Source organism: Pseudomonas laurentiana (genome assembly GCF_014648275.1).
GTDB classification, from domain to species: Bacteria; Pseudomonadota; Gammaproteobacteria; order Pseudomonadales; family Pseudomonadaceae; genus Aquipseudomonas; species Aquipseudomonas laurentiana.
In genome coordinates, this window is sequence record NZ_BMQU01000002.1 from 23,451 (window position 1) to 45,450 (window position 22,000).

General features: G+C 61.5%; 22 protein-coding genes. 6 read left to right on the top strand and 16 right to left on the bottom strand.

What is annotated here, in order from left to right; translation table 11 throughout:
• Positions 1 to 91 precede the first annotated feature (91 nt).
• From IE038_RS02085 to IE038_RS02100, 4 genes are all read left to right on the top strand, one after another.
• The gene (locus IE038_RS02085; RefSeq protein WP_229775582.1) at positions 92 to 1,321 is read left to right on the top strand and encodes a cyanate transporter; all 1,230 of its coding nucleotides are present in this window, start codon (positions 92 to 94) and stop codon (positions 1,319 to 1,321) included.
• 120 nt (positions 1,322 to 1,441) lie between these two features.
• The gene (locus IE038_RS02090; RefSeq protein ID WP_163933713.1) at positions 1,442 to 1,684 is read left to right on the top strand and encodes a DUF2790 domain-containing protein; all 243 of its coding nucleotides are present in this window, start codon (positions 1,442 to 1,444) and stop codon (positions 1,682 to 1,684) included.
• Between the two features lie 151 nt (positions 1,685 to 1,835).
• Complete coding sequence (locus IE038_RS02095; protein ID WP_163933716.1) at positions 1,836 to 2,456, top strand: TetR/AcrR family transcriptional regulator; 621 nt, start codon at positions 1,836 to 1,838, stop codon at positions 2,454 to 2,456.
• A gap of 65 nt (positions 2,457 to 2,521) precedes the next feature.
• Positions 2,522 to 3,940, top strand: a complete 1,419-nt coding sequence (locus tag IE038_RS02100; protein WP_163933719.1) for a hypothetical protein — start codon at positions 2,522 to 2,524, stop codon at positions 3,938 to 3,940.
• Positions 3,941 to 3,953: 13 nt separating this feature from the next.
• Here IE038_RS02100 and IE038_RS02105 read toward each other — a convergent pair whose 3' ends face one another.
• The 16 genes from IE038_RS02105 to paaF form a co-directional block, all read right to left on the bottom strand.
• A complete protein-coding gene (locus tag IE038_RS02105; protein WP_163933722.1) occupies positions 3,954 to 4,439 on the bottom strand; it encodes a GNAT family N-acetyltransferase in 486 nt (161 codons plus the stop codon).
• A gap of 157 nt (positions 4,440 to 4,596) precedes the next feature.
• Entirely contained in the window at positions 4,597 to 6,651 is a 2,055-nt protein-coding gene (gene paaZ / locus IE038_RS02110; protein WP_163933725.1) for a phenylacetic acid degradation bifunctional protein PaaZ, read from the bottom strand.
• Positions 6,652 to 6,709: 58 nt separating this feature from the next.
• The gene (locus IE038_RS02115; protein ID WP_163933729.1) at positions 6,710 to 7,963 is read right to left on the bottom strand and encodes an OprD family porin; all 1,254 of its coding nucleotides are present in this window, start codon (positions 7,961 to 7,963) and stop codon (positions 6,710 to 6,712) included.
• A 42-nt stretch (positions 7,964 to 8,005) separates the two neighbouring features.
• Positions 8,006 to 9,649 carry a cation acetate symporter gene (locus IE038_RS02120; protein ID WP_229775583.1) on the bottom strand — a complete coding sequence of 548 codons (1,644 nt, stop codon included), beginning with the start codon at positions 9,647 to 9,649 and terminating at the stop codon, positions 8,006 to 8,008.
• Positions 9,646 to 9,954: a DUF485 domain-containing protein gene (locus IE038_RS02125; protein WP_163933732.1), complete on the bottom strand. Its 309-nt coding sequence runs from the start codon at positions 9,952 to 9,954 to the stop codon at positions 9,646 to 9,648. The genes IE038_RS02120 and IE038_RS02125 overlap by 4 nt, the downstream gene beginning before the upstream one ends.
• Positions 9,955 to 10,040: 86 nt before the next feature.
• The gene (paaE, locus tag IE038_RS02130) at positions 10,041 to 11,117 is read right to left on the bottom strand and encodes a 1,2-phenylacetyl-CoA epoxidase subunit PaaE (RefSeq protein WP_163933733.1); all 1,077 of its coding nucleotides are present in this window, start codon (positions 11,115 to 11,117) and stop codon (positions 10,041 to 10,043) included.
• 20 nt (positions 11,118 to 11,137) lie between these two features.
• A complete protein-coding gene (gene paaD, locus IE038_RS02135; RefSeq protein WP_163933736.1) occupies positions 11,138 to 11,671 on the bottom strand; it encodes a 1,2-phenylacetyl-CoA epoxidase subunit PaaD in 534 nt (177 codons plus the stop codon).
• Positions 11,658 to 12,413: a 1,2-phenylacetyl-CoA epoxidase subunit PaaC gene (gene paaC, locus IE038_RS02140; protein ID WP_229775584.1), complete on the bottom strand. Its 756-nt coding sequence runs from the start codon at positions 12,411 to 12,413 to the stop codon at positions 11,658 to 11,660. Before paaC ends, paaD begins: the two co-directional genes overlap by 14 nt.
• Position 12,414: 1 nt before the next feature.
• Positions 12,415 to 12,696, bottom strand: coding sequence for a 1,2-phenylacetyl-CoA epoxidase subunit PaaB (paaB, locus tag IE038_RS02145; RefSeq protein ID WP_163933739.1), 282 nt, complete (start codon positions 12,694 to 12,696; stop codon positions 12,415 to 12,417).
• 15 nt (positions 12,697 to 12,711) lie between these two features.
• Complete coding sequence (gene paaA, locus IE038_RS02150; protein ID WP_065758394.1) at positions 12,712 to 13,701, bottom strand: 1,2-phenylacetyl-CoA epoxidase subunit PaaA; 990 nt, start codon at positions 13,699 to 13,701, stop codon at positions 12,712 to 12,714.
• Positions 13,702 to 13,891: 190 nt separating this feature from the next.
• Positions 13,892 to 15,202, bottom strand: coding sequence for a phenylacetate--CoA ligase PaaK (gene paaK, locus IE038_RS02155; protein WP_189395039.1), 1,311 nt, complete (start codon positions 15,200 to 15,202; stop codon positions 13,892 to 13,894).
• Positions 15,203 to 15,296: 94 nt separating this feature from the next.
• Positions 15,297 to 16,508 (bottom strand): 3-oxoadipyl-CoA thiolase, encoded by a 1,212-nt coding sequence (pcaF, locus tag IE038_RS02160; RefSeq protein WP_189395040.1) that lies wholly within the window; start codon positions 16,506 to 16,508, stop codon positions 15,297 to 15,299.
• Positions 16,505 to 16,945, bottom strand: a complete 441-nt coding sequence (gene paaI, locus IE038_RS02165) for a hydroxyphenylacetyl-CoA thioesterase PaaI (protein ID WP_163933742.1) — start codon at positions 16,943 to 16,945, stop codon at positions 16,505 to 16,507. The genes pcaF and paaI overlap by 4 nt, the downstream gene beginning before the upstream one ends.
• Positions 16,938 to 18,455, bottom strand: coding sequence for a 3-hydroxyacyl-CoA dehydrogenase PaaH (paaH, locus tag IE038_RS02170; protein WP_163933744.1), 1,518 nt, complete (start codon positions 18,453 to 18,455; stop codon positions 16,938 to 16,940). The genes paaI and paaH overlap by 8 nt, the downstream gene beginning before the upstream one ends.
• 2 nt (positions 18,456 to 18,457) lie before the next feature.
• On the bottom strand, positions 18,458 to 19,249 hold the full coding sequence (gene paaG / locus IE038_RS02175) for a 2-(1,2-epoxy-1,2-dihydrophenyl)acetyl-CoA isomerase PaaG (protein ID WP_163933747.1): 792 nt from the start codon (positions 19,247 to 19,249) through the stop codon (positions 18,458 to 18,460).
• A gap of 53 nt (positions 19,250 to 19,302) precedes the next feature.
• On the bottom strand, positions 19,303 to 20,073 hold the full coding sequence (gene paaF / locus IE038_RS02180; RefSeq protein WP_163933750.1) for a 2,3-dehydroadipyl-CoA hydratase PaaF: 771 nt from the start codon (positions 20,071 to 20,073) through the stop codon (positions 19,303 to 19,305).
• Positions 20,074 to 20,360: 287 nt separating this feature from the next.
• On the opposite strand from paaF, the gene paaY reads away from it, so the two are divergent.
• Together paaY and paaX are read left to right on the top strand one after the other, a co-directional pair.
• Positions 20,361 to 20,960 (top strand): phenylacetic acid degradation protein PaaY, encoded by a 600-nt coding sequence (gene paaY, locus IE038_RS02185; RefSeq protein WP_163933753.1) that lies wholly within the window; start codon positions 20,361 to 20,363, stop codon positions 20,958 to 20,960.
• 77 nt (positions 20,961 to 21,037) lie between these two features.
• Positions 21,038 to 22,000, top strand: coding sequence for a phenylacetic acid degradation operon negative regulatory protein PaaX (gene paaX / locus IE038_RS02190; protein WP_163933756.1), 963 nt, complete (start codon positions 21,038 to 21,040; stop codon positions 21,998 to 22,000).

A 22,000-nucleotide genomic window follows, 5' to 3' on the forward strand; every position in this document is an offset into this window, starting at 1 on the left:
ACTGGCATGCATGAAATCAATTAATTTCATACTACCCCGGCGTCTCAGGATAATCACCGGCATCTGTTGAATCCCTTGAAAAGGCGCACGCATGAACAGCGAAATGAACGCGCACCTGAGTCGATCCGGGGCGCTCGGCGGGCTGTTGGTGGTGGCGGTGGCGATTAACCTGCGGCCGATCCTGACCAGCATCGGCCCGTTGTTGGAGGAGATCCGTAACAGCACCGGCCTGGGTTACCAGCAGGCGGCACTGCTGACTGCGTTGCCGGTGTTGTGCATGGGCCTGGTGCCGCTGCTGCAACCCTGGTTGCGGCGCTGGCTGAGTGAACACCATGGAATGGTTGCCGGGCTGGCAGCCATTGCCCTGGCGTGTACCTGGCGCCTGTTCCTGCACAGTGGTACGGCACTGATCGCCAGTGCTGCGCTCGCAGGCCTGGGTGTTGCCTTTATCCAGGCCTTGATGCCTGGCCTGGTCAATCGTTGGTTTTCCAAGCGCCTGGCGTTGGCCATGGGGGTGTACTCGGCGGCGTTGATGAGCGGTGGCGGAATTGCTGCCGTGCTCGGCCCACGCGTCGCCGAAACGGCAGGGCATTGGCAGGCGGGGCTTGGTGTGTGGCTGCTGCCGGCGTTGCTGGCCCTGGTTTTGTGGTGCATGGCGCGGCCCCGCTCAGCGCAGGAACGCAGTGATCCAGGCACGGGGCGACACTTTTTCCGCAGCCGCCGCGCGTGGTTGCTGGCAGGTTACTTTGGCCTGATCAACGGCGGCTACACCAGTATGGTTGCCTGGCTACCTGCCTACTATCGACAGATCGGTGGCAGTGCCCAGGGCGGCGGCGAGTTGATCGGCTTTATGACCCTGTTCCAGGTACTGGGTGCGTTGGGCCTGCCGCTGTTGCTGCGACGCTTGGCAGACCGACGCCCAGGTCTGCTGCTGGCCCTGTTGTCTCAACTGCTGGGCTTTGTCGGCCTTTTGCTGGCGCCTTCGTTATGGTCAGGGCTGTGGGTGGCGTTGATCGGTTTTGGCTTGGGCGCCTGCTTCAGCCTGAGCCTGACCCTCACCCTTGAACATTTGCGCGACAAGCCTGCTGCGGCAGGCGCGCTGGCAGCGTTTGTTCAAGGTATCGGGTTCATCATCACTGGCATCATTCCCTATCTGACAGGCTGGCTGCGGGACATCAGCGGCGACTTCCAGGCGTCGTGGCTGTTGCTGACCCTGACAGTGGTACTGATGCTGGTGGTGACCTTGCGTTTTTCTCCGGGAGGTTATGCCTCAGCCATGACCGACAATGCCAAGTGCCAGGTGAGTCCTGCCGCGAGATGATCTGCGGCACTGTCTCACTGGCGTAACTGTAGGCACGCCGTTGATCCGCAAAACTCACGTCTTGTCTGGGCGACGCCACACTCAAGGGTGTCAGCCATTTCCACTTGGAGGGCAACCCTCATGAAAAGCCGTTGGGTGTTCGCATCGGCATTGCTCGCCTGTGCTGCAGTGCAGGCGCAAGATGCAGTACCGTTGTATCACTATGGCATGCCGCTGGATGTGGCCAATGTAGTCAACCTGAGTGAGCCGGAGTCGATGCTGTGTGAGGTGGTGCAAGCTCGCATGGTCTACAAGGATTCGACCGGGCAAGTGCGTAGCCTGGACTACCTGAAGCTGGCACAAGTTTGTAGCAATGGCGGTTGATTCACTGCAATAGATAGGCTGGCCTGAGTGTAGTCATGGTGTGGGTAAGGGCTGCTGAACCCTGGGTAATCGCCATGACCGCACACAAGGCTTTTGCCTGCCGTGAGTGAATCAGCGTAGCCTTGCCGTGTCAGCCGCAATGGACCCGCTCATGGCCCCGCATAAACCCAGCATTCGCCAACGCAATGTCGACAGCATTCTGCTTGCGGCTGAGAAAGTATTTGCCGAGAAAGGCTTCGCCGGCACCGCCATGGCCGATATTGCCGAAGCCGCAGCGTTGCCGCGCAGCAATGTGCACTACTACTTCAGCACCAAGGCAGAGTTGTATCAGGCCGTGGTGCTCGGTTTGCTTGAGGTGTGGAAGCAGGATGCGCTGTGCTTTGAGCTGTATGACGATCCGAGGATCGTGCTGAGCAGCTATATACGCGCCAAGATGAATCATTCACGTAGCCGGCCCCATGGCTCCAAGGTCTGGGCCGATGAAATCATTCATGGTGCCCCCAACCTCGGTACGGCCCTGGATGAGAGCCTGTACGGCTGGGCAAAACTGAAGGAAGCGAAAATTCGTCAGTGGGTTGAAGACGGGCGCATCCTGCCGGTCGAGCCCTCAGGACTGCTGTACATGATCTGGGCGTCGACCCAGCATTACGCCGACTTCAGTCATCAGGTCAGCTTGCTCAACGGGCATCAGCCACTCGATGACCTGCAGTTTGAACGCGCCGTGCAGACCGTGACCTGTGTCATCTTGCGGGGTATCGGGCTGGAACCCTGACGACACCCCACGGGTAACGCTTACTGTGGCATGCTGGCCGACGTTGGTGACACCGGAATCAGGGAATGAGCGTGCGGGATCTCAAGGACAGGCAGCAACTGCAGGAAAGGCTTGAAGGCGGTGTTTCCGTGTATGCATTGATCGACCCGTCACAGGCGGGCGAGGGTGAAGACACGGTGCTGGATGGGGTTGAAGTCCACTCGTTTGATGCTGCCCCGCAATCCCTTGGCCTCGCGCTGGACAGTGAGTGGGAACCCGAATCCTGGTTGCTGCGTCTGAGCCCTTCGGCCATGGCGACCTGGCCTGGGGACTGGCAGCCCGGCCTGAACTGGTTCAAGGTCGATTTTCGGCTGTCGACTTCGCCCGATGCTCAAGCGTCGTTGTATGCCTTCAGGGCGGTAGATGATGCCCCCACGCCGTTGGACATCCTCAATGTGCAGGTACTGGGTAACGGCAAGACGCTTCGCAAACTGATGCGCTTCAGCCAGTTGCGGGGCCTGCCTGTTTCCCCCAAGGCGAGTATCACCGAGTTGTTCCAGCAGGCTACCGACGAGTGTGATTGGCCGATGTTGGTCGTGCATGACGTCGGTCAGGCCAACTGGAACTCGCTGTTCCCCTGTTCGGTCTGCCCGCGCTGGGGAAGCCGCGCGGTGTTGTTCTACGACTGCGGTGTCCCGACAGGGTACAACTATGCCACGTTGCCCAGCCCGCCGTTGGACCCCTTTGCCAATGCGTTAGCCAAGGCACCGGTCATCCTGTCGCACTGGGACATGGACCACTGGGCTGGCGCTGCTGCCGGGCAGCCGCTTTTCGGTGGTCGTGGTATTCGCATCGCGTGGGATGCACGGGCCCTTGATCGCCCCTGGATCGTACCGAATCAAGGGCGTGCGCAGAGCGGTCAGCGTGTTTCCAGCATGGGGTGGAGACTGGCGCTTGCGTTGGCGCGGCGGGGCAATCTCTACCTCTGGCCGAGTCAACTCAATGGCGTCGTCAGCCGTCAGGGCCATCGCATCATCAAGTGTCAGCCACTGGGTGGCGGCAATGACAATAACAACACGGGGCTCGCCCTGTTAATCAATGCCGGCGCTTCCTCGCGTGAGCCGCAATACCTGCTGACGGTGGGCGATGCAGACTACTCATCGCTGTACCTTCATTACCCTCAGGCTCAGGTGTGTGGCTATCGAGGGCTGGTGGCCAGCCATCATGGCGGCAACATCAACAGTGTGCCGCCTGCGCCACTGGATCACCGGAGCAAGCTGGTTTATTCCCACGGCGCCAGGTACCACCATCCAACGCACGCTGCACGTCTGGCCCACAGCGCAGCGGGCTGGCAACAGGTCCACGAAACCCATCAGCGGCGCAGCCGTCGTATTCACGGGGGTGTCCAGCAACAGGTGGGCAGCGTGAGCCTGGGCTATCACTGGCAGCCGTGTATTTGCGCGCACCTGCATCTGCCTGCCGATGCCAACTGCCCCATTCAGTAATGGCCGACCCGTATCAGCTGTCGCCTCGCGCAAATGCGTGCAAGGTCTGGCCTTCCATCCGATAGCGCACCCACTCATCCTGGGGCTGTGCGCCAATCGAGCGATAGAACTGAATGGCCGGTTCGTTCCAGTCCAGCACGCTCCACTCCAGGCGGCCGCATCCCTTGTCACAGGCCTCGCGGGCGATATGGCGCAGCAACTGCTTGCCTGCGCCGCTGCCGCGCTGGTCGGGGGTGATGTACAGGTCTTCCAGGTAAATACCGTTGCTGCCCAGCCAGGTGGAGTAGCTGAAAAAGTACACCGCATAGCCGATAACCTGGCCGTCGCGCTCGCCGATCAGCGCTTTGGCCGTGGCCTCGGGGCTGAACAGGCTGCGCTCGATATCGGCGAGGCTGGCGACCACCTCATGGCGGGCACGTTCGTAGTCGGCCAGTTCGATGATCAGATCGAGAATGCGCCCGGCGTCTTCAAGGCGGGCAGGGCGGATATGCACAGTCATGGGAAGGGTTTCTGCTGGCAAGGGACGGGCGACCATCGTAAACGTCGTGTCGTGATCGTCAACTCTGCCAGTACGCCAGTACCCACGATGACTCCGTGGGCACTGGCATTCTTGCGGTGCAAGGTCGGGCGTGTCCGCGAGTGAACGGGCCGTTGTATCAGCCTTCGCGTTTGACCACCAAGGTCAAGATATCGTAACTGGCCACCAGTTCGCCGAGCTGGTTGGTCACTTCGACATCCCAGGCCACAACCCCTTGCGGGATACCTTGTGGGCTCTTTTTGCCTTGGTCGATCTTGCGCTTGCAGGTCAGGCGCGCCTGGATGGTGTCGCCGATGCCCACCGGATTGATGAAACGCAGGGTGTCCAGGCCATAGTTGGCCAGCACTGGGCCCGGTGCTGCGCTAACGAACAACCCCGCCGCCGCCGACAGCACAAAGTAGCCGTGGGCGATGCGTTTGCCGAACTGCGACTCCTTGGCGGCGATGTCATCGAAGTGCATGTAGAAATGGTCGCCCGACAAGCAGCCGAAGTTGACCAGATCCGCTTCGGTCACAGTCCGTCGATGGGTCAGCAGTGATTCACCGATCTGCAGGTCCTCAAAGTGGCGACGGAACGGGTGTACCTCGGTTTCGATCACCTCGGCGCCACGCACGTATTCACCGGTAACGGCCATCAGCATGCTCGGCGAGCCCTGCACGGCGGCGCGTTGCAGGTAGTGCTTGACTGCGCGCAGCCCACCCAGCTCTTCACCGCCGCCTGCTCGACCAGGGCCACCGTGCTTGAGCTGTGGCAGTGGCGAACCGTGGCCCGTGGACTCTACCGCCGCTTCGCGGTCCAGTACCAGAAGGCGCCCGTGCCAGGCGGCTGCGGCGGGAATCGCTTTGGCTGCGACCTGGCGATCATGGGTGACCAGCGTTGCAACCAGGCTGCCTTTGCCGCGTGCTGCCAGCGCCAGGGCTTCGTCCAGATCGTCGTAGGCCATTAGCGTACTGACCGGGCCGAAGGCTTCGATATCGTGCGCACCGCCCTCGGCGTGCGGATTGCGTGCCTGCAGCAGGGTCGGCGCGAAGAACGCACCTTCCGCGACGCCGTCGCCAACCGGGGCGAAGCCATCGCGCTCGCCGAACAGCAGGTCGCAGCTTTGCAGCAGGCTCTGAACGCGCTCAGCCACGTCGGCCTGCTGGTCGTGGGAGGCGAGGGCGCCCATGCGCACGCCTTCCACCGATGGATCGCCCACCACCACCTTGCTCAAGCGCTCGCGCAGACGGGTAGCTACCGCGTCGATGTGTTTGGCCGGGACGATGGCGCGTCGGATGGCGGTACATTTCTGTCCGGCCTTGGTGGTCATCTCGCGGACCACTTCCTTGATGTACAGGTCAAACTCAGGGTCGTCCGGGGTAACGTCCGGGCCCAGAATCGCACAGTTGAGCGAATCGGCCTCGGCTGTGAAGGGCACCGAATTGCGGATCAGGTTCGGCGTGACGCGCAGTTTGGCCGCGGTATCGGCGGAGCCGGTGAACGTGACCACGTCCTGGCCCAGCAAGCGGTCGAGCAAGTCGCCGGTGCCGCCAATTACCAATTGCAGGCTGCCGACCGGCAACAGGCCGGACTGATCCATCAGACGCACCACTGCCTCGGTCAGGTAGCTGGTGGAAGTGGCTGGTTTGACGATACACGGCATGCCCGCGAGGAAGGTCGGCGCGAACTTTTCCAGCATGCCCCAGATCGGGAAGTTGAAGGCGTTGATATGAACGGCCAGGCCCGCACGCGGCACCAGGATATGGCTGCCTGCGAAGTGACCTTGTTTGCCCAGCGGGATGGCCGGGCCTTCGTGCACAATGTTGCCTGACGGCAGTTCACGGGTACCAATGCCCGAGTAGGCGAACAGGGTAGCGTTGCCGCCCTCGATGTCGATCCAGCTGTCGGCGCGGGTGGCGCCGCTGTGGTGCGACAGCGCATACAGCTGTTCCTTGCGCTCGCTCAGGTACAGCGCCAGGGCCTTGAGCCGGGCGGCACGCTGCTGGAAGTCCATGGCCATGAGTTCGGCCAGCCCACGGGCCCGTGCGTGTTCAATGGCTTCAGCGAAGTCTGGGCGCTCTTCGTGGCTGTAGGCCAGGACATGGCCGTCCAGGGCGCTGCGCAGGGGCTGAGCGCCGTGCTGGCCAATCCAGCGACCGCCGATGAAACTTTGCAAGGTTGGGGCGTGAGACATCAGGTGTTCTCCTACGTGAAAAAGGCCGCTGCACCAGCGCTGGTGCAGCGGGAGGCGCTTACCAGAGCGCCAGGGTGTAGCCGACAATGAGGCGGTTCTCGTCCACGGCGTTGGTCAGGCCATTGCCGGAGCGGAAGGTGACGTTGCGCCAGCGCAGGCTGACGTTCTTCAGCGGCCCGCTCTGCACCACATAGGCGATATCGGTATCGCGCTCCCACTCACGACCGTTGTCCACGGTGGCCGTCTTGGCGTGACGACCGTCGGTGTAACGGGTCATGAAGCTCAGGCCCGGTACGCCGAGGGCGGCGAAGTCGTAGTCATAGCGCACTTGCCAGGAGTCCAGGCCGGCGCGGGTGAAGGTGTTGTAGGTCACCAGGTTGACCACATAGGGATCGCCACCATTGAGGAACGGGAACGCACTGTCACCGGACTGCTGCTGGAAGTTGGTGCTGAACTTATGAGCGCCGACACCCAGGGTGAACATGCCGTTGAAGTTGCGGTTATCAATACGCCCGGCGCGTTCGGCGCCGTCTTCACGGCTGTCGAAGTAACGGATATCGCTGCGCAGGCTAAGGCCTTCGGCCAATGGCCAGGTATGCACCAGGCCGACGAATTGCTGGCGGTAGATATCTTCCAGCTTGCCGTAGTAGTAGCTCAGTGCCAGTTGCGGATTGATAGCCCAGCTTCCACCGGCAAAGTCGAAGGCGTCACTTGTCGCCGCGCCATACCCGATGTCGTCACGGCTGGACGAATCGCGCAGGTTGGTCTTGGTAAGCCGCCCGCCGTTGAAGGTCAGCCCGTCGAGTTCCTGGCTGGTCAGCAAACCACCCTGAAAGGTCGAGGCGAGCAGACGGGTATCGTTGTAGACCACCACCGGCAACAGCGGCTGCAGGGTGCCCAGGCGCAGGACACTTTTTGATGCCCGCAGCTTGGCGGTCAAACCCAGTTCGCTGTAGTCATCGTCCGGCTCCAGGCTGTTGCGACCATAAGGCAGCAGGCCAGTACCGCGGCGATCACGGCTGGAGTCCAGCTTGATACCCAGCTGGCCCATGGCGTCGACACCGAAGCCCACCGTACCTTCGGTAAAACCCGACTCGATCTTCGTGGTAAAACCCTGTGCCCATTCGTCGGCCTTGGCCTGTGGCGCATTGCTCTGACGAAAATCCCGATTCAGGTAGTGGTTGCGCAGTTCGATCTTGGCATGGCTGTCCTCGATAAAGTCGGCCAAGGCCGGTGCGGCGGCCATCGGCAGGGTGAGGCCAGCCAGCATGGCGGCAAGGTGTGGCGCGGAAGCAGTACGTATGTGGTTCATTGTTTTTATACCCAGCAGTTCTGTGACAGCGTTACGTAATGATCAGTGTTTACTGGCACCGGCGGCGCCGATTCCGGTCATCGAGCGAATGAACTGGGCCAGGTAGCGACCGCGCTCTTGCGTTGCTTGCGGCGAACGGTCGGTCACCGAGAACACCCAGGCACCGAGGAACGCCAGGCTCATGGAGAACAGGGCCGGGTTGTTGTACGGGAACAGTGCCTTGTCGAAGTGCAGGACGTTGACCCAGACGGCAGGGCTGAGTACCAGCAGGGCGATGGCCGAGACCAGGCCTGCCAAGCTGCCGGCGACCGCACCACGGGTGGTCAGGCCCTTCCAGAACATCGAGAGGAACAGCACCGGGAAGTTCACTGAAGCGGCGATGGCCAGTACCAGGCCAGAGAGGAAGGCGATGTTCTGCGACTCGAAGAGCAGGCCGAGGATGATCGCCAGTACGCCGATTGCGAGGGTGGCGATACGCGACACACGCATTTCTTCCTGTTCAGTGGCTTTGCCTTTGCGCACGACACAGGCGTACAGGTCATGGGACACCGCCGAGGCGCCGGACAGCGCCAGACCAGCAACCACCGCAAGGATGGTGGCAAAGGCCACCGCCGAAATGAAACCGAGGAACAGGTTGCCACCGACCGCCTGGGCCAGGTGAACGGCGATCATGTTGCCGCCGCCGATGATCGCGCCACTGGCATCGCGGTAGGCGGGTTCGGTGCCCACCATGACGATGGCGCCAAAGCCGACGACAATCAGCAGCAGGTAGAAGTAGCCGATGAAACCGGTAGCGTAAAACACGCTCTTGCGCGCTTCCTTGGCGTCGCTGACGGTGAAGAAACGCATCAGGATGTGTGGCAGTCCGGCAGTCCCGAACATCATGCCCAGCCCCAGGGAAATCGCGTCGATCGGGTTGGACAACAGCCCTCCGGGCGCCATGATCGCTTGCCCCTTGGTGTGTACCGCCGCCGCGCCGGCAAACATCGCTTCAGTGCTGTAACCAAAGTGCCGCAGTACCATGAGCGCCATGAAGGTGGTGCCTGACAGCAACAGCACGGCCTTGATGATCTGTACCCAGGTGGTGGCGAGCATGCCGCCGAAGGTGACGTAGAACACCATCAATACACCCACCAGCATGACCGCATACAGGTAGCTGATGCCGAACAGCAGTTCGATCAGCTTGCCCGCACCGACCATTTGCGCCACCAGGTACATCAAGGCCACGGTCAGGGTGCCAAACGCCGAGGTCAGGCGCACAGGTGTCTGTGCCAGACGGTAGGAGACCACGTCGGCGAAGGTGTACTTGCCCAGGTTGCGCAAGCGCTCGGCAATCAGGAACAGGATGATCGGCCACCCGGCCAGGACGCCCAGGGCATAGAGCAGACCGTCATAGCCGTTGAGGAACATCATTGCGGAAATGCCGAGGAACGACGCCGCGCTGATCATGTCGCCGGCAATCGCCAGGCCGTTCTGGAAACCGGTCAGGCCGCCACCGGCGGTGTAGAAGTCACTGGCTGAGCGGGTGCGCCGCGCGGCCCAGCGGGTAATGCCCAGCGTAAACAACACAAACAGGAGGAACATGCCGATGGCGTTCCAGTTCAGTGGACGGCTGCCCGCATCGGCGGCGAGTGCCAGGTCGCTGATCATCAGGCCCGGCAACAGCAAGGCAAACAATGATTTCATTGGACGCACTCCTGCCGGACTTTGTCGTTGAGTGGGTCGAGTACGTTGTTGGCGCGATAGACGTAGATGCCGGTCAAGGCAAAGGACAGCAGCACGATCACGACCCCGACCAGCATGCCGACGGAAGTTACCCCTCCACTCAGGGATTGACCCAGGGTGCTGGGCGAGAAAGCAACCAGCAGGACGAAGCCGTAGTAGATGACAAGCATGGCCAGGGTCAGCGACCAGTTCAGGCGCTGTTTACGCCTGACCAGTTGTTGAAAGTCCGGGTGCTTGCAGATGCTTTCGATATCGTTGGGTGTCATGGCGCTCTCTTGATCTTTTTTGTAGTTGTTTTTGGGGTGTTGCAGGCTTGCGGCAGGGGCAGGCATGGCCAGCCCCTGCGGGTGGATCAAAGCTGGTCGAAGTCCAGGACGACCTTGTCGCTGACTGGGTAGCTCTGGCACGAGAGCACGTAGCCGGCGGCCACTTCGTAGTCTTCAAGGGCGTGGTTGCTGTCCATCTCCACTTCACCTTCGATGACCTTGCATTTGCAGGTCGAGCACACGCCTGCCTTGCACGAGTAGGGCAGTTCTGCGCCGATGGCATTACCTGCATCGAGGATGCTCTGGCTGTTGCGCGGCAGGTCGAAGGCCAGGGCGCGGCCGTCGCTGATCACGGTGATCTGGCTGACCGCCGAATCCGCCTGACGCGCCGCCTCGCGGGCTTCGCGCCGCTGCTCGTTGCCTGCCGCTGCGAACAGCTCGAAATGGATGCGCTCAGCCGCCATGCCGCTGTCCTTGAGGCGGTCGCGGACGATTTCGGTCATGGCCTGTGGCCCGCAGATGAACGCAGCATCAAGACGCGGTACGTCGAGCCAGCGACTGAACAATTGCCCGCACTTGTCGGCATCGATACGACCGTTGTAGAGATCGATGTCCTGTTGCTCGCGGCTGAATACAAAAATCAGGTTCAAGCGCTGCAGGTAACGGTTTTTCAGGTCTTCAAGCTGTTCGCGGAACAGCGCACTGCTGCTGGCGCGGTTGCCATAGAGCAGGGTGAAGTGGCTCTGGGGTTCAGTTTCCAGGGTCGTCTTGATGATCGACAGGATCGGGGTAATACCACTGCCAGCGGCAACTGCCAGGTAGCGGCCCTGCCGTTCAGGGGCGAGAGCGATGTTGAAGCTGCCGGTTGGCGGCATGACCTCGAGCACATCGCCAGCGCTCAGCACGTCATTGGCAAAGGCCGAGAAGCGACCTCCGGCGACCCGTTTGACGGCCACGCGCAACTCGCCGTCGTTGACCCCGGTGCAAATGGAATAGGAACGGCGTACTTCCTCACCGTCCAGTTGGGTACGCATGACCAGGTACTGGCCTTGGGTAAAGCGAAACTGCTGGCTGAGCGTCGCCGGCACGTCGAACAGAATCGACACCGCGTCGCGGGTTTCTGTGCGCACTTGCTTGACGGTCAGGCTGTGAAATTGGCTCATGGTGGCTCTCCATCACGCGCTTAGATGCACTTGAAGTAATCGAAGGGTTCGCGGCAATCGCAGCAGCGGTACAGGGCCTTGCAGGCGGTCGAACCAAACTGGCTGAGCAGCTCGGTGTGCGCACTACCGCATTGCGGGCAGTTCACGCTGCCGTTATCGCCGAGCAGGCTGCGTTTGTTGGCACTGCCCAGCGGGGGCGCGATGCCGTAGGCCAGCAAGCGTTCGCGGCCTGTGCTGGTGATCCAGTCGGTAGTCCAGGCCGGGTGCAACTGTCGTTCGAGCTGCGGTGCGCGAAACCCTGCGTCTTCCAGGGCCTGACGAATGTCGGCTTCGATGACTTCAGTGGCGGGGCAGCCGGAATAGGTCGGAGTGACCACGACATGCAAGTGCCCTGCGTCCCAGGCCAATGCGCGGACAATACCCAGCTCTACCACGCTTACGACGGGCACTTCCGGGTCCATCACCCGGCCTAGCACTTGCCAGGCCTGGTCGAGGTCACCGGGCGCCGCAGCGCGGGCGCCGAGGTCGCTGGCAATCAGATCACCAGGTTGCATCGGGGTAGGCTCGTGGCAAAAACTGCATTTCAGCCAGCAGCAAGCCCAGGTGCTCGCTGTGCAGGCCCTGACGACCGCTGAGGTAGAAGTGGCAGGCCGGTGCCGGCAAGGGCAGGGTGGCACTGTCGAACGTTCGCTCGACCTGCTGTTGCCAAGCGGCGGCGATCTGCTGTGGGTCGCCGATAAGGCCCGCAGCGTGCAAGCGTTGCTCGACGGCATCGCTGTCACTCAGCTCGACGGTGAAACGCCACAGTTGCGGGATGGCTGCGAGCATGCGCTGGTGGCTTTCCTCAGTACCGTCACCCAGGCGCTCGACCCACTCGCTGGAGCGGCGCAGGTGATAGGTCACTTCCTTTACGGCCTTGGCGGCGATGCCCTGTAGACGGCTGTCGCTGGAGTGGGTCAGGCCTTCCAGTACAGCCAGGTGCCAGGCGTCATAGAAGAACTGCTTGAGCACGGTGACGGCAAAATCGCCATTGGGCTGTTCGACCAACAACAGGTTACGGTAGGCGCGCTCGTCGCGGCGGAACGCCAAGTGATCGGCATCGCGACCGTCATTGGCCAATTCGGCCGCGTATTCCAGCCAGTTGCGAGCCTGGCCAACCAGGTCCAGGCCAACGTTCATCAAGGCCAGTTCTTCTTCCAGTGCGGGTGCCCGACCGCACCATTCACATAGGCGCTGGCCCTGGATCAGGGCGCTGTCGCCCAGGCGTAGCAGGTATTGGATCAGGTCCTGGTTCATCTTACATATGCCCCACTTCGGCCGGCAGCTCATAGAAGCTTGCATGGCGGTAGACCTTGTCTTCGGCGGGGTCGAACAACGGGTCTTTTTCGTCTGGCGACGAGGCTGTGATCAGCGCCGAGGGCACTACCCAGAGGCTCACCCCTTCATTACGGCGGGTGTAAAGCTCACGGGCATGTTCGATGGCCATGACGGCATCGGCGGCATGTACGCTGCCGACATGCTTGTGGTTCAAACCGTGCTTGCTACGCACGAAAACTTCGAAAAGGGTCCACTCGGACATCACGGCTACTCCAGATCAGGCGGCGTTCTTGTTGTGTTTTTTACGGGCGTGAGCAACGGCGGCGGCACGTACCCAGGCACCGTCTTCGATGGCCTTGCGACGGGTAGCGAGACGTTCCTGGTTGCAGGGGCCGTTGCCCTTGAGCACCTCGTAGAACTCTTCCCACTGAATGGCACCGAAGTCGTAGTGGCCGCGTTCGGCATTCCACTTCAGCTCCGGGTCGGGTGCGGTGCAGCCCAATAGCTCCAGTTGCGGCACGGTCTGGTCGATGAAGCGCTGACGCAGCTCATCGTTGCTCTGACGCTTGATCTTCCAGGCCATCGATTGCGCGCTGTTGGGCGAGTGTTCGTCGCTTGGGCCGAACATCATCAGGGCAGGCCACCAGAGGCGATTGATAGCGTCCTGGACCATGTCCTTCTGCGCCTGGGTACCGTGGCGCATCATGGTCAGGAGAATTTCGTAGCCCTGGCGCTGGTGAAAGCTCTCTTCCTTGCAGATACGGATCATTGCCCGCGAGTAGGGGCCGTAACTGGTGCGCTGCAGCACCACCTGGTTGACGATCGCTGCGCCATCGACCAGCCAGCCAACGGCACCCATGTCCGCCCAGTTCAGGGTCGGGTAGTTGAAGATGCTGGAGTACTTGGCCTTGCCGCTGTGCAGCTTGGCGACTTCTTCGTCACGGTCGGCGCCCAGGGTTTCCATCGCGCTGTACAGGTACAGGCCGTGGCCTGCTTCGTCCTGGATCTTGGCCATCAGTTGCAGTTTGCGTTTCAGGCTTGGGGCACGGGTGACCCAGTTGCCTTCAGGCAGCATGCCGACGATTTCCGAGTGGGCGTGCTGGGAAATCTGTCGAATCAGGGTTTGCCGGTAGGCATCGGGCATCCAGTTCTTGGGTTCGATCTTGATTTCGGCATCGATCTTTTCCTGGAACGCGCGCTCCTGCTCGGACATCTCCTCCAGCGTCTTGAGGCGTTTTACGCCGGTCTCAACCAGTTGTGCGTACATGCTGTGTCTCCAGCCGTGAGGGGTGGGCTTGGGCCTGGCAGTAGTTATAAGTGATACAGAATCAAATATCAAACACAAAAATACGTGTCGAATAAAATTTCCGTATCGCTTTCCTCTGGGTGGCAGGCAAAAAAAAGCCCCGCCGAAGCGGGGCTTGTCACGCGCTGCCGAAACAGCGCTCAAGGGCGGATTACTTGCGTTTGTCGAATACCCGGCAGGCCTTGCCTTCGGAACGCTTAATCGAAAAAACGGGCTGCAGCACGATACGTGCGCTGATACCAATGTGGGTTTTGATGTGTCGGCTCAGATCGCTACACAGTGCTTTCTGCTGATCCTCGCCGAGGTGCTGTTGGTCAGGCCTCAGCTCAACGTGTATGTCGAGGCTGTCCAGATTGCCGTTGCGATACAGATGCATCTCATAGCACTCGGAAAGCTGTTTTATTTTCAGGACCTGTTCCTCGATCTGGGTCGGGAATACGTTGACACCCCGGATGATCAGCATGTCATCGCTACGTCCGGTGATCTTGTCGATTCGCCGCATCGGTCGGGCCGTGCCGGGCAACAGGCGAGTCAGGTCGCGGGTGCGGTAGCGGATCATCGGCAACGCCTCTTTGCTCAAAGAGGTGAACACCAGCTCGCCTAACTCACCATCAGGCAGTACTGCACCGGTGACCGGGTCGATGATCTCGGGATAGAAATGGTCTTCCCAAACGGTTGGTCCGTCCTTGCTCTCCGCACACTCCATGGCAACCCCGGGCCCCATGATTTCCGAAAGGCCGTAGATGTCCAGCGCGGTGATACCCAGGCGCGTCTCAAGGGCACTGCGCAGTTCAGGTGTCCAGGGCTCGGCACCGAAGATACCCAGGCGCAGGGCCAATTGGTGTGGGTCGATGCCTTGGCGTTCGATCTCGTCGGCAATATTCAGCATGTAGGACGGAGTGACCATGATGATGTCAGGCTGAAAGTCACGGATCAGTTGCACCTGCTTCTCGGTCTGGCCACCGGACATCGGAATCACCGTACAGCCGAGGCGTTCGGCACCGTAGTGGGCGCCAAGGCCGCCAGTGAACAAGCCGTAGCCGTAAGACACATGAACCTTGTCGCCCTTGCGTCCACCGGCTGCGCGGATCGAGCGGGCGACCACGTTGGCCCAGGTGTCGATATCGTTCTGGGTGTAGCCCACCACCGTTGGTTTGCCGGTGGTGCCACTGGACGCATGCAGCCTGACCACATCGTGCATGGGGACGGCGAACATGCCGTAGGGGTAGTTGTCACGCAGATCGGCTTTGTAGGTGAACGGGAGTTTTGCCAGGTCTTCGAGGTTGCGGATGTCGTCCGGATGCACCCCGGCTTCGTCGAACCGCTGACGGTACATGGGGACATTCTGGTAGGCGTGACCGAGGCTCCAGCGCAAGCGCTCCAACTGATGCTGGCGCAGCTGATCGATACTGGCGGTTTCCATCGGGTCGAGCACGACGGCATTGCTGATCTGCATGTTCATGGGTTCACTCAAATTGTTTTTGTAAGGGCCGGGGCTACCGGCCTGAGTGCATGACGCCAAGAATACCTTGGACGCCATGGCCTGGGGTGTACGTTCAGCCGTCAAGGCGCTCGATGATCAGGGCAATGCCTTGGCCCACGCCGATGCACATGGTGCAAAGGGCGTAACGCGCCTGGCGCTCCTCCAGTTCAATCAACGCGGTCGTCACCAGGCGGGCGCCGCTCATGCCCAGCGGGTGCCCCAGTGCGATCGCACCACCATTGGGGTTGACCCGTGGATCATCGTCGGCGATGCCCAACTCGCGCAGCACCGCCAACCCCTGTGCGGCAAAGGCCTCATTGAGCTCGATGATATCCATGTCGGCAAGGCTCAGGCCCGACCGCTCCAATACCTTGCGGGTAGCGGGTACCGGACCAATACCCATGATCCGTGGTTCGACCCCTGCGGTGGCCATCGCCACGACCCGGGCACGGGCTTTCAAACCATAACGCTGGGCCTCTGCGCGGCTGGCCAGGAGCAGGGCGCAAGCGCCGTCGTTGACGCCGGAGGCATTGCCCGCAGTGACCGTGCCATTGACGCGGAACGGGGTGCCGAGTTTCTGCAATTGCTCCAGGGTGGTCTCTGCGCGCGGGTGCTCGTCGTGCTCGACCAACTTGGGCGGACCTTTGCGCTGGGCAATCTCGACCGCGATGATTTCCTTGGCCAGGCGACCGCGGGCTTGTGCCGCTGCCGTGCGTTGTTGGCTGCGCAAGGCGAACGCGTCTTGATCGGCACGGGAAATGTTGAACTGCTCCGCGACGTTCTCGGCCGTTTCCGGCATGGAGTCGATGCCGTACTGCTGTTGCATCAGCGGGTTGACGAAGCGCCAGCCAATGGTGGTATCGAACAGCTCCGCCTGGCGTGAAAAGGCCTGCTCGGCCTTGCCCATGACCAACGGGGCACGGGACATTGATTCGACGCCTCCGGCCAGCATCAGTCCGGCTTCGCCGCTGCGAATGGCACGGGCCGCGCTGCCGATGGCGTCCAGGCCTGAGCCGCACAGGCGGTTCAGGGTGGTGCCCGGCACGCTCACCGGCAAACCGGCCAGCAGGGCAGACATGCGGGCGACGTTGCGATTGTCTTCGCCCGCCTGGTTGGCGCAACCGTAGTACACATCGTCAATGGCACTCCAGTCGAGCTGAGGGTGACGCTGCATCAGTGCACGTAGTGGCACTGCACCGAGGTCGTCAGCGCGCACGCCACTGAGTGCGCCGGCGTAGCGGCCAATGGGGGTGCGCAGGGCATCGATGATCAACGCGTCGTTCATGCCGGGGTCTCCGAGTTCAGCACGCTACCGCGCACTTTGTAGGACTTGCCATGAAACAGGGCGATCAGTTCACCCTGCTGGTTTTCAATGCGGACGTCGTAGTTGCCGGTGCGACCGCTACGGCTCTGCTCGATGCACGCGGCCGTCAACGTGTCGCCAAGTCGGGCCGGGGCGATGTAGTCGATGCTGCAACCCATCGCCACGGTGGCGTCGTTATAGCTGTTGCAGGCAAATGCGAAGGCAGAGTCTGCCAGGGCGAACAGGTAGCCGCCGTGACAGGTGCCGTGCCCCTGGAGCATGTCTTCACGCACGCTCATGCCAACCCGCGCACTGCCAGGGCCGGCGGCGAGCAGGCGCATGCCCATGCCCTGGCTGGCCTGGTCGCGTTGGAACAGGGCCTGGGCGCAGCGGCTGGCCAGATCTAGACAATCATTCATGGAAGCGTGCTCCTTCGGCCAGTAGCCGACGCAGTTGCAAAGAAGGACGGTAACGTTCTTCGCCGTAAGCGGCCTGCAGGTTGTCCAGCACCTGGACAACCCGTTCGATACCGATGGCATCCGCCCAGGCCAAGGGCCCGCAGGGGTAGTTGACCCCGGCGCACATGGCCAGATCCAGGTCCTTGGCGCTGGCAACGCCTTGCAGCAGGGCGTCCGCGGCTTCGTTGGCCAGCATGGCGACGGTACGCAGCACACACAGGCCGGGGCTGTCCCGAAGGGCGCTGACGGCGATGCCCGCACGGTTGAACAGGGCGACGACCTGATCGCGGGCCAGCGCGTGGGTGTCCGCTGCGCTGCTGATGGCCAACCGCGAGGCTTGCTGGTAATCAAAGGCGAGGTCGAGCAGGACCAGGTTGTCCAGGCCCTCCTCACGGGCTCGCTGGCTGGCCAATCGACCATCACTCAGCGCCACGGTGGCATCCCCGACACGCAACAGGCCACTGCCGGCACGGCGTATCACGCTGATGCCGCTGGCGGCCAATCGCGCGATCAGCGGTTCGAGCAGGCCGCTTTCGCCTTCAACGATCAATTGCTCGACCATGGCGGTGCTGTGCGCGTCATTCGGTTGGGGGCGTACAGCGCCTTCACGGTAGTCATAAAAGCCAAGCCCGCGCTTGCGACCCAAGTGGCCTGCGTCGACCAACTCCTTCTGGATCAAGGAGGGTTGAAAGCGCATGTCCTGGTAGTAGGCGTCGAACACCGAGCAGGTGACGGCATAGTTGACGTCGTGCCCGATCAGGTCCGTCAGCTCGAAGGCGCCCATGCGAAAGCCGCCGGCTTCGCGCAACAGTGCGTCGAGGCTTGCGCAATCGGCCACACCCTCCTGCAGCAGGCGCAGGCTTTCGGCATAAAACGGGCGGGCCACGCGGTTGACGATAAAGCCCGGCGTAGAGCGGGCCAACACGGGGGTTTTACCCCAGGCGCGGGCGGTGGCCAGGATGCAGGCCGCCACCCCTGGATCGGTGGCCAGGCCGCTGACCACCTCGACCAGGGCCATTAACGGTGCCGGGTTGAAAAAGTGCATGCCGACGACGTTGGCTGGACGTTGAAGGCCTGCCGCCAGGCGGGTGATGGATAATGACGACGTGTTGCTGGCCAGGATGCAGTCACTGCGACACAAGCCTTCCAGTTCGCTGAGCAGCGCCTGCTTGACCTCCAGGTTCTCGACAATCGCTTCGATTACCAGCCCTGCATCGGCCAGCGCTTCAAGGCTATCGGCTGGCTGCAGCCGGGCGATGCAATCGGCATGAGCGGTGGCAGCCAGTTTGCCACTGGCAACGCGCTTGGCCAGTTGTTGGTCGATCGTGGTGATCGCCTGCGCGGCCGCGCCCGGACGATTGTCATACAGGCGTACCGGGTGCCCGGCCTGGGCAGCGACTTGTGCGATGCCGGCCCCCATGGCGCCTGCGCCGATCACTGCGATCAAGGTGTGCGAGTTCAGGGCAGGCATGCTCAGCACCCCTTGAACACTGGGGTGCGCTTAGCCATGAAGGCGCTGACGCCTTCACGGTAGTCTTCGCTGCGTCCGGCCAGGCGCTGGAGGTCGCGCTCAAGTGTCAGTTGCTGCTCGAAACTGTTGTCCAGGCTGGCGTGCAGGCTGCGTTTGATCAAGGCCAGGCCGTAGGTCGGCTGAGTGGCCAGGTGTCGGGCCAGTTTCAGTGCCTCATCACGTAAGTCGGCATCGTCGACACAGCGGTAGATCAAGCCCCACTCTACAGCCTGCTCGGCGCTCAGGCGGTCGCCCAGCAGGGTCAGGGCCTTGGCCCGGGCCATACCGACCAATCGAGGCAGTGCCCAGGTACCGGCAGAGTCAGGAATCAAGCCAATCTTGCAAAACGCCTGGATGAAGCTCGCGGAGCGGGCAGCCAGCACCAGGTCGCAAGCCAGTGGAATGTTCGCGCCGGCACCGGCTGCCACGCCGTTGACCGCACAGATGACCGGCATTGGCAGCTCACGCAGTGTGCGGATCAACGGGTTGTAGAAACGCTCGATGGAGTCGCCCAGGTCCGGCGCTGCTGCACCCGGTGCAACATTGCGGTCGCCCAGGTCCTGACCCGCGCAGAAACCACGCCCCTCGGCGGTGAGTAACAGTACCCGCACCTCGCTGCTCTGACGTACCGTCTTGAGGGCCTGGCGAACCTCCTCATGCATCAGGGTATTGAAACTGTTCAGTTGTTCGGGGCGATTGAGGCTGAGGCGTGCAACGCCGTCTTCAATGGAAAACAGAATGTGTTCAAACGTCATGGTGGCTGCCTTTGGTTGCAGATCTATCAATGTCGCGAAACGGACGCAGAGGCTTACTGGCCGTTGAAGCGGGCTGGGCGTTTTTCCTGGAAGGCGCGAATACCCTCGTTTCGGTCGGCAGTGCCGGCGAGCAAGGTGAAGGCGTGGCGTTCAAAGCGCAGGCCGCTGGCCAGGTCGAGATCCTGTGCCTTTAACAGCGCTTCCTTGGCCAGGCGTACCGCCAGAGGCGCCTTGCTGGCGATGGTGGTCGCGATCTGCAGCGCGCGTTCGACGGTCAGTTCTGGTGGTGTGATCTCACTGACCAATCCGGCCTCCAGCGCACGGCGCGCGCTGATGGGCTCGCCACTGAGCACCATTTGCATGGCCAGTGATTTGCCAACTGCGCGCAGTAACCGCTGGGTACCACCGGCGCCCGGCATGATCCCCAAATTGATTTCGGGCTGACCGAACTGGGCCTCTTCGCCAGCGATCAGGATGTCCGCGTGCATGGCCAGCTCACAGCCGCCCCCGAGGGCATAGCCGTTTACTGCAGCGATCATTGGCTTGGCGAAGCCGGTGATGCGCTGCCAGTAGGCCTGGCGGGGATCGTTGAGCATGCCGACGAGGTCGCGCTCTGCCATTTCATTGAGGTCGGCGCCCGCAGCGAAGGCCTTGCGGCTACCGGTCAGCACCACGGCGCGGATGGTGTCGTCGTGGGTGCAGCGCTCCAGTTCTGTCGCAAGTTCGGCGAGCAGTTCGGTGCTGAGTGCGTTCAGCGCCTGGGGGCGTTGCAGTGTTATCAGGCACACCGCCTGGTGGGATTGCACGGCAAGTGTTTGCGGCATGGCAAGGATTCTCGCAAGGCGGACACGGCCGTTGGCCGGCCTGGTTTTTGGACGGGCCCCAGGGCCGTTTTTCCAGAGTATAGCCATAACGTGATACGCAAATGCAACGCTAAAATAAAATAGCGTGTCTTAACTGTGTTTGTTTCTCACTCGATTCGCTGACCATTTCTTCCGATTTTTCTTGTTGCATGAGTCATTTTCGGGTGTCTGGCGTCGTTTCAATGTGATACAAGAAAGGTGATTTTTACTCGAATAAGATTCCAGCTTTAGACGCGAGGAGCGTGCCTATGACGTGTTACAGCCTTGATGGACTGACGCCAGTGGTTGATCCGACGGCTTACGTTCATCCCTCCGCAGTGTTAATCGGTGATGTGATCATCGGCGCGTATTGCTATGTCGGCCCATTGGCCAGCTTGCGGGGGGATTTCGGCCGGATCGTGCTGGAGGAGGGCGCAAACGTTCAGGACACCTGCGTAATGCATGGTTTTCCGGACAGCGACACGGTGGTTGAACGCAATGGACACGTCGGTCATGGCGCGGTACTGCACGGATGCCGGGTCGGTGCCGATGCCTTGATTGGCATGAATGCGGTGGTGATGGATAACGCGCATATTGCTGCGCGTTCGTTCGTTTCGGCCGGTGCGCTGGTCAAGGCCGGTTTCAGTTGCCCGGAACAATCGTTGGTGCTGGGTTCGCCCGCCCAGGTCAAGCGTCGACTCAGTGATGAGGAAGTGGCCTGGAAGCACGCGGGTACCCGTGAGTATCAGGTACTGGCGCAACGTTGCATGGCCTCGCTGCAGGAATGCACGCCACTGAGCATGGTTGAGGCCGACCGTCCCCGTATCCATGACAGCGGGTTGCGCCCCAAGTTGGCGGGCAGTGCCTGAATGGCGCCCCGGCTGTGCCCTGAATGGTCATTGCTGACTGCCAGGGGTATATTTCTTATTTTTCGACCGGAACACCCATGTCGTCCCTAGCGCCGCTCACCCAACTGATCGACCGTTTCCAGCAACAAACGCCCATACGCGCCAGTTCGTTGATCATCACGCTCTACGGTGATGCCATCGAGCCCCATGGTGGTACGGTGTGGCTGGGAAGCCTGATCCAGCTACTCGAACCCATGGGTATCAACGAGCGCCTGATCCGCACGTCCATTTTTCGTTTGACCAAGGAAAACTGGCTAACGGCAGAAAAAGTCGGGCGGCGCAGCTATTACAGCTTGACCGGCACGGGTCGGCGTCGTTTCGACAAGGCCTTCAAACGGGTCTATGCCAGTAGCTTGCCGGCCTGGGACGGCTCCTGGTGCCTGGCAATGCTCACCCAACTGCCGGCCGACAAGCGCAAGCAGGTGCGTGAGGAGTTGGAGTGGCAAGGCTTCGGCGCCATCTCTCCGGTGGTGCTGGCCTGTCCACGTTGCGACCGGGCTGATGTGAATGCCACGCTTCTGGACCTCGGCGCGCAGGAAGACACGCTGCTGTTCGAGACCACTGCACAAGATGTGATGGCTTCAAAAGCGCTGCGCATGCAGGTTCGCGAGAGCTGGAACATTGATGAGCTGGCGGCGCATTACAGCGAGTTCATCCAGTTGTTCCGGCCGCTTTGGCAAAGCCTTCGCGAGCAGGCGCAACTTGATCCGCAAGAGTGCTTCCTGGCACGTATTCTGTTGATTCACGAGTACCGCAAACTGCTGCTGCGTGACCCTCAGCTACCTGACGAACTGCTGCCTGGCGATTGGGAAGGGCGTGCGGCGCGGCAGTTGTGTCGCAATATCTATCGGTTGATCTATGCGGCGGCCGAACAGTGGCTGGAGGCAGCGATGGAAACAGCCGATGGGCCATTGCCGGATGCCAGTGCAAGTTTCTACAAGCGCTTCGGCGGCTTGCCAGCCGGCGCAGGGCTGGTCAGCGAAACCGATACGGCAGATTAG

Coding starts and splice junctions, on each gene's coding strand:
- IE038_RS02085 (WP_229775582.1), top strand. CDS start 92: ATGAACAGCGAAATGAACGCGCACCTGAGTCGATCCGGGGCGCTCGGC.
- IE038_RS02090 (WP_163933713.1), top strand. CDS start 1,442: ATGAAAAGCCGTTGGGTGTTCGCATCGGCATTGCTCGCCTGTGCTGCA.
- IE038_RS02095 (WP_163933716.1), top strand. CDS start 1,836: ATGGCCCCGCATAAACCCAGCATTCGCCAACGCAATGTCGACAGCATT.
- IE038_RS02100 (WP_163933719.1), top strand. CDS start 2,522: ATGAGCGTGCGGGATCTCAAGGACAGGCAGCAACTGCAGGAAAGGCTT.
- IE038_RS02105 (WP_163933722.1), bottom strand. CDS start 4,439: ATGACTGTGCATATCCGCCCTGCCCGCCTTGAAGACGCCGGGCGCATT.
- paaZ (WP_163933725.1), bottom strand. CDS start 6,651: ATGTCTCACGCCCCAACCTTGCAAAGTTTCATCGGCGGTCGCTGGATT.
- IE038_RS02115 (WP_163933729.1), bottom strand. CDS start 7,963: ATGAACCACATACGTACTGCTTCCGCGCCACACCTTGCCGCCATGCTG.
- IE038_RS02120 (WP_229775583.1), bottom strand. CDS start 9,649: ATGAAATCATTGTTTGCCTTGCTGTTGCCGGGCCTGATGATCAGCGAC.
- IE038_RS02125 (WP_163933732.1), bottom strand. CDS start 9,954: ATGACACCCAACGATATCGAAAGCATCTGCAAGCACCCGGACTTTCAA.
- paaE (WP_163933733.1), bottom strand. CDS start 11,117: ATGAGCCAATTTCACAGCCTGACCGTCAAGCAAGTGCGCACAGAAACC.
- paaD (WP_163933736.1), bottom strand. CDS start 11,671: ATGCAACCTGGTGATCTGATTGCCAGCGACCTCGGCGCCCGCGCTGCG.
- paaC (WP_229775584.1), bottom strand. CDS start 12,413: ATGAACCAGGACCTGATCCAATACCTGCTACGCCTGGGCGACAGCGCC.
- paaB (WP_163933739.1), bottom strand. CDS start 12,696: ATGTCCGAGTGGACCCTTTTCGAAGTTTTCGTGCGTAGCAAGCACGGT.
- paaA (WP_065758394.1), bottom strand. CDS start 13,701: ATGTACGCACAACTGGTTGAGACCGGCGTAAAACGCCTCAAGACGCTG.
- paaK (WP_189395039.1), bottom strand. CDS start 15,202: ATGAACATGCAGATCAGCAATGCCGTCGTGCTCGACCCGATGGAAACC.
- pcaF (WP_189395040.1), bottom strand. CDS start 16,508: ATGAACGACGCGTTGATCATCGATGCCCTGCGCACCCCCATTGGCCGC.
- paaI (WP_163933742.1), bottom strand. CDS start 16,945: ATGAATGATTGTCTAGATCTGGCCAGCCGCTGCGCCCAGGCCCTGTTC.
- paaH (WP_163933744.1), bottom strand. CDS start 18,455: ATGCCTGCCCTGAACTCGCACACCTTGATCGCAGTGATCGGCGCAGGC.
- paaG (WP_163933747.1), bottom strand. CDS start 19,249: ATGACGTTTGAACACATTCTGTTTTCCATTGAAGACGGCGTTGCACGC.
- paaF (WP_163933750.1), bottom strand. CDS start 20,073: ATGCCGCAAACACTTGCCGTGCAATCCCACCAGGCGGTGTGCCTGATA.
- paaY (WP_163933753.1), top strand. CDS start 20,361: ATGACGTGTTACAGCCTTGATGGACTGACGCCAGTGGTTGATCCGACG.
- paaX (WP_163933756.1), top strand. CDS start 21,038: ATGTCGTCCCTAGCGCCGCTCACCCAACTGATCGACCGTTTCCAGCAA.